We start from the raw sequence: 13,733 nt of genomic DNA, 5'->3' as shown, positions 1-13,733 counted from the left end.
CACGGCAGTACAAGAATGCGTATGATGTCATGAGCTAATTGCTAACTCTGCACACAGTGTGTTCGATACGCTGGACAACATCTCCAACGTTAACTTGTCGATTAGGCTCCCAAGGAAGACCACTAAGCGTAATTCCCAAATCTTTCGCCGGAATTCCGCAGATTTTAGAGTCTGAACGAATCAGTTCTGCAGATCCAGCTTGATCCACGAACTCTCCAACTATCCCCTCTACCGTGGATTGGCCGCTTAAACTTAAATGCTCTTCCGAAAAATCTCCCCACATCACAGGACGCTCTGAAAAATCTCTCCACTCAGTAGGCGCTATTTCAGAAAAAGCATCCCTCGCCTGGATATTAAGTAATATATTTTCGCTAGGAACTTCAGGCCATGCGCATACATTAGAAGAGCAAACAACCTGACGAGAATCTCTTTGTGCAAGGCCAAACTCTGTGAGTTGCTGCGCCCAAGCAAAAGAGCCGATAAGACAGAGAAGCCCTAAAAAGGAAGTTAATATATACAATTTACTACTGTGCCTAAACAGTGCCGCAGCCGAGACTATGGTCAGCGTAGCTCCGATAATCCCTGCAATCGCTGTCCCAATTGCTTTCACATCTAGCGTTGCGTCAAAAGAACAGCACGCTAAAAAATCACCAGTTATATGTCTTAGGGCTCCAGGAGAAGTGGCTGGAACTACCGCATACCACGTATATGCAAGCGCAGCTGATACAGACACTGATACCAGTGGTTTAAACGAAAAACCAAGTGCACTTCCGATTAGCGTCCAACAGATACCGACGATGGACGAATAAGCCAGCATAACCCAAAAGATTAAAGAGCCGAACAGCGCAGAATCAGTACTTTGTGAAAGACTTGCTAATACATAGCTAAGAGGAAAAATCAGCGACCATACAAACATTCGGTTCACATAAATACGAGCCACAGATTTTCTCCCCATCTGCACTAGAGGACGAAAACGTGATGCTTCCCATGCCATTGCGGCAGAAACCGCAGGCGCAATTACGAAGAATACCAATGTAGATTGAGCAGCATTCGACTCATAGTATGGCGCCTTTCCTAACTCCGAAATAGGAACTGCGCTAAGGATTAGCCCAATAAGGCAAATCCATAATGATGGCCGACGAAGCCAGTGTTTAACACCGAAATTAGGAATCACTGTAATTTCCTCTCCGTACAAAAGATCGTGAGAGAATATGCGCCGGGGTATTTCCCGACTCTGTAGCTAGCTGTACAAAATCTTGCCGTGAACCATCGAAATGTAGCTTCCCCTTATCAAGAACAAGAACACGCTCGAAAGGCCTCTGTAGTTCGCCAGCATCATGCGTTGAGACAACTAGGTTATGCCCTCTATCCACAATCCGTTGGTATACCTCAGTGACATGCTCTTTGCTGAGTGGATCAAGTGCCGCACTAGGTTCATCAAGCAGTAATGTTTCCGCCCCAGAGTTCAACGCAGTGGCGATCGCCAACCTAGAGCGTTCTCCTCCACTAAGACTTTCGCACCGTTGACTAGACACTCTTGACAAATCTACAAAATCTAGCCAATCTAAGCTTTCTTTCTTTGCAGTCTTTTTATCTCGCCCGAACAACCAAGCAACATAAGCGCAGTACTCACTAGAGGTGAAACCGATAATAGGATTGAATGTCTGCTCTACTAGAGATATAGATCCCTTCCTTAGTACTGTTCCTTCCTTCGGAGAAGAATCTGATGCAAGAGCAGAAAAAAGCGTTGATTTCCCAGCACCATTAGCCCCCAGTAGAAGCGTGGGGCGTTCATCTATCACCAGCTGCGGTATATCCAGAATTGTCTTATTTGAACGCCGCACTCTTAGTGCATTAACCCGAGCAGTTACTACCATACAAATTTCATCCACTTGATGGTCAAGTGGTTCCAATCAAATGTATGGATATCGGCATGATACTTTCCTGCAGCCTGGCGCCCCCACCCGCCTCGGTCCCATCCCCCATAGCATCTATTGAGCGAACGCGATCCTAGGTCGGGGTCCGGCCTCTTAGAAAGCTCTCGGCGTAGGGTCATCTCAACTTTTCCAGGAGATCCATGTACAGCATTTAAGCAGGTAGCTGCTGTAATCTCCGTGTTGTACCCATCAATGTTTCGATCGCTCCAGCCGCGAGTCCTGAATCCATCGCGAACCCCGCTAACACTAGTTTCAAAGTGTCCCTCCGCATTTGCTGGAGCAGCGAACATAGAAACCGCCAAGGCAGTAACTAGCCCTGCTACAATTTTCTTCTTCACAGAACTTCCCCTTCCGAAAGTTAAGCATGCCAAAATCGGCCTCGTCTTTATGTGTCTGTCTCAAGCCCTAAATGGTAAATGGCTTTACCTATGCCTGAAACAGGTTTACCTTAACTTATTCACTTATAGTATGTACAGCCCGCAGTAAAAATATTCTAATTAATTACCCCCAATTACCCCTTATCCCCAAGTTCTATCCACCTTTAAAGCGTATATTCATATTCATAGGCCACGAGGAAAACGCTAAGCTCAAACGGCATAAATCTTTCGAGTTGACGCGTCCCTCACTAGGCTAGGGCGGACCTGACCCCCATTTGGTGGACACCTGATATCCAGCCCAGTCGGACTGGGAAGAAAGGTAATCAACCACCATGTCCAGGTATTCCGAACAGTTCAAACGCGATGCCGTGGCCCTCTATGAAAACAATGAGGGACCTCTCGTTGAACTCAGCATCAGCAGAGCTCGGTATTAATCGAGCCTCGCTGCATTCTTGGGTCAAGAAGTACGGCACCGGCAAACGTGCCCGCATTAAAGCCGTGCATGATAAAGCCCAAGCGACGAATGATTCTGAGCGAATCCGCCAGCTGGAAAAAGAGAACGCGAAGCTGCGCGAAGAACGCGACATCCTGCGCAAGGCCGCGAAATATTTTGCCGAAGAGACACGCTGGTGATCCGCTTCCAGTTTGTCTATGACCACCGAACCGAATACTCGGTTAAGCGGATGTGCCACGTTTTAAAGCTGAACCGTTCCTCGTTTTATAAATGGGTGCAAACCCGTAAAAAGCGCAGGTTAAAGATGTATTCCGATGCCCTTATTGGTGCAAGAATTACAACCATCTTTGATGATGAGCACGGGCTTTATGGTGCTAAACGTATCGCCGCAAGCCTGAAGGAAGACCCAGCGTATACCCCGACCAATCATAAGAAGGTTGCACGCATCATGAAATCCATGGGGCTAAAAGGCTTTAGCAAACGGCGTCGATGCATCACCACCAGGCGCAAGCCTGGTCACCGTGTCATGCCAGATCTCGTAGGCCGTACATTCACAGCTGACGAGCCAAACCGTGTGTATGTCGGCGACATTACCTACCTGCCGTGTAAGGGCGGCAAGAACATGTATTTGGCCACAGTCATTGACACCTATTCACGGAAACTTGCAGGTTATGCACTCGCAGACCACATGCGTGTCTCACTGGTCATCGATGCACTAGCCCACGCACACGGTGTGCGTGGCAGTCTTGACGGGGCTATTTTTCATTCCGATCACAGCAGCGTGTACACCTCACAAGCGTTCAGAAATTACTGCTCGTCGCTGGGTGTACGCCAGTCCATGGGAGCGGTAGGAACGAGTGCGGATAACGCCCTAGCAGAATCATTTAACGCTACTTTAAAGCGGGAAGTGCTGCGTGATCGGAAAGTCTTTGACAATCCGATCACCTGCCGGCAGGAAGTCTTCCGGTGGTGCATGCGCTACAACACCCGTAGGCGGCACTCCTGGTGCAATCTTGTGGCTCCTGATGCTTTTGAAGCAGAGACTTCAGCTACACTGACACAAGCAGCATAGCCAACCCCCGATGTGTCCACTTTCCGGGGGTCAGGCCCCAGCTAAAGCCGTAGAGTATTTCAACGACACGTACTGTCTGCCCCGATCACTGTGATGAATCAACTGGTCGCCATGGATCCTTCCAGCAGTGGTTAAAACCTGCTCTAAAGCCTCCATCAGCAGCGCAACAGTACGCAGCGTAGAGCGCGTGACAACACCAATGATTTTCCGACTGAAGACATCAACTACAAATGCGGTGTAAGCGAATCCCGACGAAGTGCAAACATAGGTAATGTCGGCAACCCAAAGCCTGCCCGTTTCCTGCGCACGGAAGTTTCGGCTCACAAGGCCAGGGCGATGATCCGGCGTCTTCGGGACGATCGTTGTCACGGGGCCCGTCCACGTCTGCGGTCAGAAACACCTGCTAGCTTCATCAACTGGGCAGTCTTATCGCGGCCGATATAAAAGCCTTCACGGTTCATCGCGTGCCACATTTTGCGGATGCCGTAGACCGAAAAATTCTCCGCATGCACCCGCTGTATCTCTGGGATGAGCAGACTATCGCTTAACGCTTTCGCACTTGGGATACGTTGAGAGGCTTTCCGGTAGCCGCGTGAGGTGATAAATCCATGATCTGCTTGTTTAAGGACTCTGCAGATGACCTCGACCCCAAACTGATCTTTGTACACGTCGATGTAGGAGATCATTTGGTCGTGAGTAGGTCGAGTTCCGCTGCGAAAAGCCGAAGTTGTCTTAAGAATGCCGTTTGCGCGTTTCAGTTCGCGGTTTTCTCGGCGCAGACGTTTGAGTTCTTCTTCCATTGTTTCGCCGCTTGACGCGTCAGAACTATCACGTACTGAAGCGCTGTCACGGTACTAAGTCCGCAACGTGTGATGAGATACTCCAAGTAGCTCACCGACCTCCATGTAGGCGTGTTGCAGTGAGCAAGACTCCAGACGGACCATTTCGATGATCTGATGGATCTCCTTCTCCCTGAACTCAGCGGAATATCTTCTAGGCATAGTTCAATCCTTCCTTAGCTGAGCCTAGGACGCTTCACTTCTACAGGCCACTGTGTCCAGTGTGGGCGCTGGTAGTAGGCCTATATGTTGCGCGGGAGTAGTAGTGTGGCGTGGCTTTTCTGCCAGGTGTTGGTGGCGTGGAATGCTTCGCCTTGGCGGAAAATCATGCGGCCAATTTCGCCGCGTTTGAATCCTAAGAGGGCGTGGAGCATGTTCACCGTGGCGGTCGCATCAGCTACTGCTGCGTGCGCGTCGGGATTGTCCAGTCCTAGGCGGTCAAGGAGTGCCGGTAGGTTGTAGGGGCCGCGGTCGAGTATTTGCTTAGCAAGGTCAATGGTGTCGATGAAAGGAAAGTGCTCGTCCTCTTCGACTCCGGTCATGCAGTCGACCTCAGCAACTATCATTTTGGAGCCAAGCGGTGCGTTGTGGGCGCAGGCCCCGATGTCCTTGGTAATGCCGTGAATGTGGGAGTTTTTAATGGCCTTGCCGTCTGGGTGGAGCAGTGTGTGCCAGGAGTCGACGGGGTTGAAGTGGCAGTCGGCGCTCCTGGCAGCAAGTTCAATAATGCGGGCATAGCGCTTTTTAAAGCCGGTGGCTTCGGGGCCCGGGCCATTTTTTGATCCCTATTTGAGGGAATCCCACAACCCGGAGGCTGCTTCATCGTCCCAGAGGACGACGTTTCCTACCTCGGTGTCTTGGAAACCGCCGATGGGGACGGTTTCTGTTTCCACACCCGAGCCCATGGCAAGTGCCACACGGGCGAGGTGCCAGACGTGGTCGCCCTCACCGACGATGAACGAGGAGGCGGTGTGGTTGACCAAGGAGAAGGCGCGGAATGGGTTAATCAGGGTGGCTGGGGAAGCAACCTTATCCAGCAATGCGGAGAAGAATTCGCGCTGTCGCTGCACGCGGTCAAGGTCACCCATGGCGGTGGCGCGGGTGCGCACGTAACCGAGGGCGTCGCGGCCCTTCAGCTTCTGGCAGCCATCTTGGAGATCAATGCCGGCCAGCGGGTCATTGATGGGTTCTTTCACGCATACGTCTACGCCGCCGACGGAGTCGACCACATTGGCTAGGCCGCCCATGCCGATCTCGGCATAGTGGTCGATGTGCAAACCGGTCGTGCCTTCGACGGTTTGGGCAAGGAGCTGCGGTCCACCGTAGGTAAAGGCGGCATTGATCTTGTCCATGCCGAAACCGGGGACTTCCACGTAGCTATCGCGTGGGATGGAAACGAGCTTGGCCTTGCCGGTGCGAGGGATGTGCAGCAGCATGATGGTATCGGTGCGGCCTTCGCCCACATCACCACCGGTGCCGAGCTCCGCCTGCTGTTCCTCGCTGAGGCCTTGGCGGGAATCGGAACCGACGAGCAACCAATTGGTGCCAGCGGTATTAGACACCTGTTCTTCTGGCAGCGCCTCCACGCGGGTGAGGCGGGCATCGGCCCAGAACATGAAGACGAGGTTGAATACCAGTAGGACAACGAGCGCCAAGCCAACGCAGCCGAGGGCGCGCTTGGCCGGATTGACCTTTTTACGCCGGCTGTGCGGGCGTTGCCGGGGTGCGGGGCGCGGTTCGGTACGACGAGGCGGGCGCTGCTGCGCGCGGTACTGGCTGGGGTAGCGGCTGGGTGTTGGGGGCGGAGTGCGGCGCGGGGGCTGTTGCTGTGGCTGCGGAGCGCGAAAGGATTGTTGCTCGGGTTCCACGCGCCGCGGCGCCGGGCGGGCGGAGGAACGGCGTCGAATGGGGCGGCCGTATCGATCCTTGAGGGGACGTCCATCGGCCCCAAGGACGAATTCAGTGGAGGAGTCGTCGCCGGCGCGGCGGGCCTCCCTATGCGGATCTCGTCCTGATTCAGTCATGCGCTATACCTTACAAGGAGCAGGGAGCAACGCCTGCTTCGCGACGTCCCCTACAGGCATTTTCACAGGAAGGAATAACCCACGAATGCGACGGCGTCGATAAGAAAGTGCGCTATGACCAGCGGCCATACCCGCCCCGTGCGGTGGTAGTAATAGCCGTAAATTAAACCCATGATGATATTGCCAAAGCCAGCGGAAACTCCCTGGTAGAGGTGATAAGAACCGCGGAGAATGGAGCTGGCGGCAAGCGCTGCTGGCAGCGACCAGCGGGCCTGGCGCAAGCGCGTCATCAGCCACATCACCACCACGGTTTCCTCCGCGAAGGCGTTGGCAGCGGCCTTGAGGAGGGAAACGGGGATTTCTACCCAAGCATTGGCGAAGTCGCCGGGGATGACCTCCTTGCTCCACCCCAAGTGCACCGCCGCGAAATACAGGGCGAGCCCCGGGATGCCAATGAGGGCGGCAAGCCCTGCTCCTTCTAGCCAGTCGCGGGCGCGGTGGGCACGGGGCACAAAGCGGTCCTTGGCCAGCAGGAAAAGCGCTAAGGCTCCATAGGAAAAGAGCACGGCGGACGAGCACAACTGCAGTCCCATATCCACCCAGGCAAGGGAGGATTGGCTGGAATTGAGCGTGACCGATTGCTCGTCGAGCCGCTGCGGCGCGGCCAGGGAATTGATGAGGTTTAACACCGCCCGCACCCCGGAAATGCCAAAGGTGAGGGTAAGGACGATGAGCAGTTCGGCGCGTAGGGACTTGGTCATGGGTGGAGGATGTGGGCGAGGCCGAGCAGGGCGGCGTCGGAAAGCGTAATGCCTCCCAGGTGCACGCCCACCGGCGGGTGATTGGGAACGGCCCATGGCACGGAAATGGCTGGCAGGCGGGCCATGTTGAAGAGGGAACCCCACGGAGACCACCGGGTCTGGGCCGCGAAATTCTCCGCATGGGGCAGGGACAGGAACGAACCAATACGCGGCGGGTCCGTGGTGAGCATTGGGGTGAGGATGGCATCGACGCCCCATTCCTGGGCCAGCAAGTCGGGCAGCCGCCGGACATGCGCCCGCGCCGCGGCCAGCTCAGCGGCGCTCACGCGCCGGCCCTGCTGAGCGATCCACTCGGCGTAGCCTGCCGCCGGGTTGAGCCCCGCCAAACGGGAGGTAAAGGTCGTGCGGAAATGCGCAAAGGTGGCCCGGGCCTGCGGATACGGGGAAATGGGCACCACGGTGAAGCCGGCAGCTTGTAGGCGTTGGGCGGCCTCGCGGGCGGCGCGCAGGTGGTGGGCATCGACGTTGGCGTCGCAAAACAGCGGCTCTACGAGCAGGCCAATGCGGGCGCGCGGGGTGATCATGCGGTGGCCATGCAGAAAGGCATTATCGGCCACGGTCCGGGTGATAAAGCCCTGCACACCCAGTTCATCACCTGCCGGTTTAAAGCCCACCACGCCGCAGGCCGCGGCCGGCACTCGGATGGAACCGCCGCCATCGCTGGCGTGCGCCGCGCGCAGCAACCCCCGCGCGACCTGTACCGCCGCACCACCCGAGGAACCACCCGGAGTGCAGCCGGGATAGAGGGGATTATAGGGATGGGGCAGGCCTACTGGTTCCGTATCTACGCGCAGACCCAACTCCGGGGTGGAGGATTTACCGATGATGCGCGCACCCTGCTTCTCCAAGGCCTCAATAAAGGCATCGCTGCGCTCGGGGTAGTAAGTGCGATCGACATTTCCCAAGGTCGTGGGCATGCCGCGGACATCGCAGAGGTCCTTGGCGGAGAGGACCCAGCCGCTCAGCCGGCCGCGGCCGGAGGGCTCGCGGTCCACATCCAGGTAGGTGAAACCGTGCTCCTCGGGGGTAAGGCCGTGCAGATCCGCGCGGAGTTGTTCTACGGAAAAGTCCATGGGGCACCAGTCTAGTGGGCTAAGGTGACGTGCATGACTACCACCATCGCCTTCCTGGGGCCAGCCGGAACCTTCACGGAAGCCGCCGTGCATAAGTTTGCCGCGCACCTGCCGCAGGTAGAGACCATGCCGGTTGGCTCGCCTTCGGAGGCCGTGGCCGCCGTGCGCGCCGGGCAGGCGGAATACGCCTGCGTAGCCATTGAAAATTCCGTCGATGGTGCGGTCACCACCACCTTTGATGCGCTGGTTGAAGCCGAACCGGTGCAGATTTACCGCGAGGTGGATATCCCCGTGGCCTTTAGCATCATGACCCGGCAAGGCGCGGGCGACATTGCGCGGCTGAGCACCCACCCGGTGGCGTTCCAGCAAATCCGCGGTTGGGTAAAAGACAATTTGCCGGAGGCAGAGTTCGTGCCGGCCAGTTCCAATGCTGCGGCGGCCGAGGCTGTGGCCCGTGGGGAAGCGGATGCGGCCGCAGCGCCGGCGCGGGCCGCCGAGATCTTTGGGCTGGAGACCATCGCCCAGGACGTGGCAGATGTTGAAGGCGCCGCAACGCGCTTCGTCCTGGTGGGGCGTCCGGGAAAACCCACTGCGCGAACGGGCCAGGACCGCACCAGCGTCATCTTCACCCTGCCGAATGAACCGGGCAGCCTGGTGGGGGCGTTGCAGGACTTTGCGCACCGCGGCGTGGACCTGTCCCGGATTGAGTCGCGCCCCACGCGGGAGGCCTTTGGTACGTACCGCTTCTACGTGGACCTCATTGGGCACATTGACGATCAGCCGGTGGCGGAGGCGCTGCGGGCCTTGTGGTTGCGGGCAGAGGACTTGCTTTTCCTCGGCTCCTGGCCGGCGGCAACGCCCGCGGGCAAGCCACCGCGCGATCTGGCAGCGGCGGATGATTGGGTAGCGCGGGCACGCAGGGGCCAATAATCTAGAAGCATGCCCGGAAGAATTATCCTGCTGCGCCACGGCCAGACCTATTCCAATATTTCCCGCTTCCTCGATACCCGCCCGCCCGGGGCAGAGCTTACCGAGCGCGGGCGCGACCAAGCTACGGAGGTAGGCCGTGAGCTAGCGCAGTTGGTAGGCGAGCGCGAGGTGGAATTTAAATGCTCCATTGCCCTGCGCGCTCAGCAGACCGCGATGCTGGCGGCACGCGCCTTTGAGCAGGAGCGCGGCATGCCGGAATTTTCCCAGCGGGTTGACGTAATTGCCGGCGTGCACGAAATTTTCGCCGGTGACTGGGAGATGGACGGTAGCGAGGATGCCCATAGGTCGCACATGGTGGCCATGCGTGGCTGGTGCGATGGCGAGCGCGGCGCCGGGATGGAAGGCGGCGAGACCTTGGATGATGTGCTGGCGCGCTACCAGCCGGTGCTGGAGGGCATTGCGGAGCAGCTTGCCGACGACCACGATGTCATCCTTGTCAGCCACGGCGCCGCCATCCGCGTGGTCACCAAACACGCCACGGGTGTTGACGCCGACTTTGCCTATACCGGCTACCTGGCCAATTGCCGCTTTATGGTGTTGGAACCGCGCGGCAAGGACTTTGGTGAGTGGACGTTGACCCGGTGGGCGGATACGGAGCTCTAGCCCCAGCCTAAGCGGTGCAGCTCCTCTTCCTCGAGGCCAAAGTAGTGGCCGAGTTCGTGGAATACGGTGACCTTGACCTGCTCTGCTAATTCTTCTTCGCTGCCGGACCAGCGCTGCAGCGTGTTGCGGTAAATGAAGATCGCATCGGGCAGGAAACCGGTGTGATCGAAGGTGCGGCGGGGCAGTGCTACGCCCTCGTAGAGCCCTAGCAACATAGGGTTATCGGGATTTTCATCTTCGACCAAAATGACGAGGTTGCGCATGCGGCGCACGAATTCCTCGGGGACTTGATCCAGCGCCTCGTTGACCATCTCATCGAAGCGCTCTTCCGATACCTCCACCATTAGGGCGCCGGGGCCGGTGCGGGGGCGGCGGACTCGGGTGCCGGGCTCTTGTCCTTGTCCTCGCGCAGTGGATTGCGCTCGGGGCGTTCCTCCGGCGGTTGACCGTCGATAGTCAGCCCCTGGCGGCCACCGGTAGCGGAACCGGTGATGGCAGAGAAACCGCCGCCTTCGCGGGCATGCACAAGGGAGCAATTGACGGACTTGGTGCCGCCATTCCACGAGGCCTCGGTGATAGAGCCCCAGAATGGTTGCAGCGTGGACTGGTAGAGCTGCTCCTCGCCGCCAAGGTAGTCCTCGGTGGCAGCGGTACACGTATCGGATAGGAACTTGTCCATATCCTTGCCGTTCGGGTAACCGTCAGGGAACTGCTTGCCCACATCGATGACGGAAACGGTCTCCATCTGGTGGGGCTTAGCGCAGTCAACGACGTGCGGAACCTGCTTGTCATCGATGGCCAAGCACTCGCCCGGCTTGGCGAGGTTTGCTTGCTCGGAGGCCTCGACGTTGCCGGTAGTAAGCTGTGGTACGCCGTGATCATCGGTGGTTTGTAGGCCGCACAGCAAGGTGCGATCGCCGCGATCCCAGGCGGACTGCGGCGGCAGAATGGACGCCACATCGTACTTACCATTCGGATCCCACTTACCGTGCAGGTAGCCCACAGTGGCGGATTCGCACAGCTCATCGCGCAATTGGTGTTGGCGGGTAAGCGCTGGGCGGTTGGCATCAGGGCCGAATTCGCTGGTGGGGTAGACGCTCAGGTCTTCGGTCTTGGAAACCTCGAAGCGGTGCTGTTCAGAGCACGGTACTTCCTTGAACCCAGTGGCGGAGCCATCCTGGGCGATGTCCCACGTCAAGCAAGCGCCGGCGGCCGCAGCGGTGAAGGGCTCCGGTTTAGGAGCGGCGGTTTCTGAAGTATCCCCGCTATTGTGCTGCTGGGCAGCGGTAGTGTCTTCGCCGCCCGATTTGTGGGAGCTGATAACGCCATAGATGCCCATGAAAACGGCCGCCGCGATTGCCGCAATCAAGACAATCTGGACGGCCACAGCGGAACGCCACGCAGGTGATTTCTTCATAAGGCCTTTAATCTTACCTTTTAAGCAGGGTGCTGGCTAGATACTGTTCTCCCTAGCCACCCGGGTAGTCAGCCGGTAGCGGTCGGTGCGGTAGACGGAGGAACACCACTCCACCGGCCTATCGCCCGAGCGGGAGTAGCGCACGATGTGTAGCAGTGGGGTGCCCACGGGGACGTCGAGAAGCGGAGCAGTGTCCGCATCGGCTGAAATCGCCGAGACCGTTTGATCCGCATCGGTGATGGGGACGTTAAAGACGGAGTCGAGGATGGCGTAGACCGAATTGTAGGTGTCATTTTCTAGCAGGCTGGGCGCATACGTGGAGTTATACCAGCCGTCATCAATGGAGTAGGGCTCGCCATCGCCCAAGCGCAGGCGGCGCAGGTGAATATGTTCGGTTTGGGCAGGAGTATCAAAAAAGAGGGCGGCATCCTCCGGGGCGCTGCTGCGTCCGATGGTAAGGATTTTGGAGGAGGCGGTGACGTCTTGTGCGCCCATCTCATCCGAGAATGAGGCCAGGTGGAGCCGGGAGACAAGGGGATTGGGCGCTACGAAGGTGCCCTTACCGCGGACGCGGCGCAATTTTCCGGCCGCGACAAGATCCCCGATGGCGCGGCGGACCGTGATTCGTGACACGCCATAGGTTTCTTCAAGAAGCCTCTCGCCGGGCAGGATATCGCCGGGTTTGAGGGTCGTGCGGCACAATTCTTCGAGGATATCGTGCAATTGGGTGTGTTTTGGAACGGGACCGTCCGTAATTGTGCGGGCGGGGAGCTGAACGGCGGACATAAAGCCATCATAATTCGCTGGTTATTACCACCGCAAGATGTTGTCAATACGCTAAACTTACATTCGTGATTGATCTCAAGCTACTCCGCGAAAACCCCGACGTTGTCCGTGCTTCCCAGGTGAACCGAGGTGAGGATCCCTCCCTCGTAGACCAGCTCTTGGAAGCTGATGAGCAGCGCCGCGCTGCTATCCAAAAGGCCGACGAACTGCGCTCTGAGCAGAAGGCTTTTGGCAAGAAGATTGGCCAAGCCTCCCCAGAGGAGCGTCCGGCACTGCTGGAGGGCTCCAATGAGCTGAAGGCCAAGGTCAAGGAGGCGGAAGAGGCCCAGTCTGCCGCTGAGGCCAAGGTGGAAGAGCTACAGTACAAGCTCGATAACGTGGTCGAAGGTGCCCCAGCCGGCGGCGAAGATGACTTCGTAGTGGTAGAAGAAGTAGGCCAGATTCCTGAGTTCGACTTCGAACCCAAGGACCACCTTGAGTTGGGCGAGTCCCTCGGTCTCATTGACGTCAAGCGCGGCGCTAAGGTAGGCGGCGCTCGTTTCTACTACCTCACTGGCGATGGCGCCTTCCTACAGCTGGGAATGCTGATGCTCGCGGCGCAGAAGGCGCGCGAAGCCGGTTTCAAGCTGATGATCCCGCCAGTTCTGGTTCGCCCAGACATTATGTCCGGCACCGGTTTCTTGGGCCAGCACTCCGATGAGGTTTATTACCTACCGGCCGATGATATGTACTTGGTAGGCACCTCTGAGGTGGCCCTTGCCGGTTACCACAAGGATGAGATCATCGACCTCTCCAATGGCCCGCTGCAGTATGCCGGCTGGTCCTCCTGCTTCCGCCGTGAGGCTGGCTCCCACGGTAAGGACACCCGCGGTATCCTGCGCGTCCACCAATTCGACAAGCTGGAAATGTTTGTCTACTGCAAGCCGGAAGACGCGGAAGAAATGCACCAGCGCCTTCTGTCCATGGAAAAGGACATGCTTGCAGCCATGGAACTGCCCTACCGCACCATCGATATTGCCGGTGGCGACCTCGGTTCTTCGGCGGCCCGCAAGTTCGACAATGAGGCTTGGGTTCCTACCCAAGGCACCTACCGTGAGCTGACCTCCACCTCGAACTGCACTACCTTCCAGGCTCGCCGCCTGTCCACCCGCTACCGCGACGAGAACGGCAAGACCCAGACCGCAGCTACCCTGAACGGCACGCTGGCGACTACCCGCTGGCTCGTCGCCATTCTGGAAAACCACCAGCAGGCCGACGGCTCCGTCGTTGTCCCTGAGGCCCTGCGCCCGTTCGTGGGCAAGGATGTCCTGACCCCGCAGTAAGTCCGCCGTCGTCCTGGA

The 13,733-nt window shown here is 57.6% G+C and carries 11 protein-coding genes and 3 pseudogenes; 4 read left to right on the top strand and 10 right to left on the bottom strand.

Features of this window, described 5'->3' with window-relative positions; all coding sequences use genetic code 11:
* Positions 1-34: 34 nt before the first annotated feature.
* Both BJ985_RS07675 and BJ985_RS07670 read right to left on the bottom strand, forming a co-directional pair.
* Positions 35-1,174 (bottom strand): hypothetical protein, encoded by a 1,140-nt coding sequence (locus tag BJ985_RS07675; RefSeq protein WP_150851231.1) that lies wholly within the window; start codon positions 1,172-1,174, stop codon positions 35-37.
* Entirely contained in the window at positions 1,164-1,913 is a 750-nt protein-coding gene (locus BJ985_RS07670; protein WP_234447502.1) for an ATP-binding cassette domain-containing protein, read from the bottom strand. Before BJ985_RS07670 ends, BJ985_RS07675 begins: the two co-directional genes overlap by 11 nt.
* Before the next feature lie 733 nt (positions 1,914-2,646).
* Here BJ985_RS07670 and BJ985_RS07665 point away from each other — a divergent pair.
* Positions 2,647-3,840: pseudogene (locus tag BJ985_RS07665) on the top strand (IS3 family transposase).
* Between the two features lie 33 nt (positions 3,841-3,873).
* Here the strand turns inward: BJ985_RS07665 and BJ985_RS07660 are convergent.
* From BJ985_RS07660 to BJ985_RS07640, 5 genes and pseudogenes are all read right to left on the bottom strand, one after another.
* Positions 3,874-4,841 (bottom strand): annotated as a pseudogene (locus tag BJ985_RS07660) (IS3 family transposase); the annotation flags it as partial.
* Positions 4,842-4,921: 80 nt separating this feature from the next.
* A pseudogene (locus tag BJ985_RS11905) lies at positions 4,922-5,428 on the bottom strand (exonuclease domain-containing protein); the annotation flags it as partial.
* A gap of 36 nt (positions 5,429-5,464) precedes the next feature.
* A complete protein-coding gene (locus tag BJ985_RS07650) occupies positions 5,465-6,703 on the bottom strand; it encodes an LCP family protein (RefSeq protein WP_179387107.1) in 1,239 nt (412 codons plus the stop codon).
* Between the two features lie 62 nt (positions 6,704-6,765).
* A complete protein-coding gene (locus BJ985_RS07645; RefSeq protein WP_179387106.1) occupies positions 6,766-7,464 on the bottom strand; it encodes a CPBP family intramembrane glutamic endopeptidase in 699 nt (232 codons plus the stop codon).
* On the bottom strand, positions 7,461-8,597 hold the full coding sequence (locus tag BJ985_RS07640; protein WP_179387105.1) for an amidase: 1,137 nt from the start codon (positions 8,595-8,597) through the stop codon (positions 7,461-7,463). Before BJ985_RS07640 ends, BJ985_RS07645 begins: the two co-directional genes overlap by 4 nt.
* Before the next feature lie 33 nt (positions 8,598-8,630).
* Here BJ985_RS07640 and pheA point away from each other — a divergent pair, with 33 nt between their 5' ends.
* Positions 8,631-9,527 (top strand): prephenate dehydratase, encoded by an 897-nt coding sequence (pheA, locus tag BJ985_RS07635; RefSeq protein WP_005325381.1) that lies wholly within the window; start codon positions 8,631-8,633, stop codon positions 9,525-9,527.
* Positions 9,528-9,536: 9 nt separating this feature from the next.
* Entirely contained in the window at positions 9,537-10,190 is a 654-nt protein-coding gene (locus tag BJ985_RS07630; protein WP_179387104.1) for a histidine phosphatase family protein, read from the top strand.
* Here the strand turns inward: BJ985_RS07630 and BJ985_RS07625 are convergent.
* The 3 genes from BJ985_RS07625 to BJ985_RS07615 are packed head-to-tail and all read right to left on the bottom strand — an operon-like array spanning position 10,187 to position 12,393.
* On the bottom strand, positions 10,187-10,534 hold the full coding sequence (locus tag BJ985_RS07625) for a metallopeptidase family protein (protein WP_005325385.1): 348 nt from the start codon (positions 10,532-10,534) through the stop codon (positions 10,187-10,189). The genes BJ985_RS07630 and BJ985_RS07625 overlap by 4 nt on opposite strands.
* The gene (locus tag BJ985_RS07620; RefSeq protein WP_179387103.1) at positions 10,534-11,607 is read right to left on the bottom strand and encodes a septum formation family protein; all 1,074 of its coding nucleotides are present in this window, start codon (positions 11,605-11,607) and stop codon (positions 10,534-10,536) included. Before BJ985_RS07620 ends, BJ985_RS07625 begins: the two co-directional genes overlap by 1 nt.
* 36 nt (positions 11,608-11,643) lie before the next feature.
* Positions 11,644-12,393 carry a GntR family transcriptional regulator gene (locus BJ985_RS07615; protein WP_179387102.1) on the bottom strand — a complete coding sequence of 250 codons (750 nt, stop codon included), beginning with the start codon at positions 12,391-12,393 and terminating at the stop codon, positions 11,644-11,646.
* Positions 12,394-12,458: 65 nt separating this feature from the next.
* On the opposite strand from BJ985_RS07615, the gene serS reads away from it, so the two are divergent.
* A complete protein-coding gene (serS, locus tag BJ985_RS07610; protein ID WP_049359893.1) occupies positions 12,459-13,715 on the top strand; it encodes a serine--tRNA ligase in 1,257 nt (418 codons plus the stop codon).
* The last annotated feature ends 18 nt before the right edge of the window (positions 13,716-13,733 follow it).

The sequence above is a fragment of the Corynebacterium tuberculostearicum genome (assembly GCF_013408445.1).
GTDB classification, from domain to species: domain Bacteria; phylum Actinomycetota; class Actinomycetes; order Mycobacteriales; family Mycobacteriaceae; genus Corynebacterium; species Corynebacterium tuberculostearicum.
Note: the sequence above shows the minus strand (reverse complement) of the source record. Positions and strands in the feature narration are given on the sequence as shown.

What these genes read in the sequence shown, in the direction of transcription:
- BJ985_RS07650 (WP_179387107.1), bottom strand. Translation starts at nt 6,703, where the DNA reads ATGACTGAATCAGGACGAGATCCGCATAGGGAGGCCCGCCGCGCCGGC.
- BJ985_RS07645 (WP_179387106.1), bottom strand. Translation starts at nt 7,464, where the DNA reads ATGACCAAGTCCCTACGCGCCGAACTGCTCATCGTCCTTACCCTCACC.
- BJ985_RS07640 (WP_179387105.1), bottom strand. Translation starts at nt 8,597, where the DNA reads ATGGACTTTTCCGTAGAACAACTCCGCGCGGATCTGCACGGCCTTACC.
- pheA (WP_005325381.1), top strand. Translation starts at nt 8,631, where the DNA reads ATGACTACCACCATCGCCTTCCTGGGGCCAGCCGGAACCTTCACGGAA.
- BJ985_RS07630 (WP_179387104.1), top strand. Translation starts at nt 9,537, where the DNA reads ATGCCCGGAAGAATTATCCTGCTGCGCCACGGCCAGACCTATTCCAAT.
- BJ985_RS07625 (WP_005325385.1), bottom strand. Translation starts at nt 10,534, where the DNA reads ATGGTGGAGGTATCGGAAGAGCGCTTCGATGAGATGGTCAACGAGGCG.
- BJ985_RS07620 (WP_179387103.1), bottom strand. Translation starts at nt 11,607, where the DNA reads ATGAAGAAATCACCTGCGTGGCGTTCCGCTGTGGCCGTCCAGATTGTC.
- BJ985_RS07615 (WP_179387102.1), bottom strand. Translation starts at nt 12,393, where the DNA reads ATGTCCGCCGTTCAGCTCCCCGCCCGCACAATTACGGACGGTCCCGTT.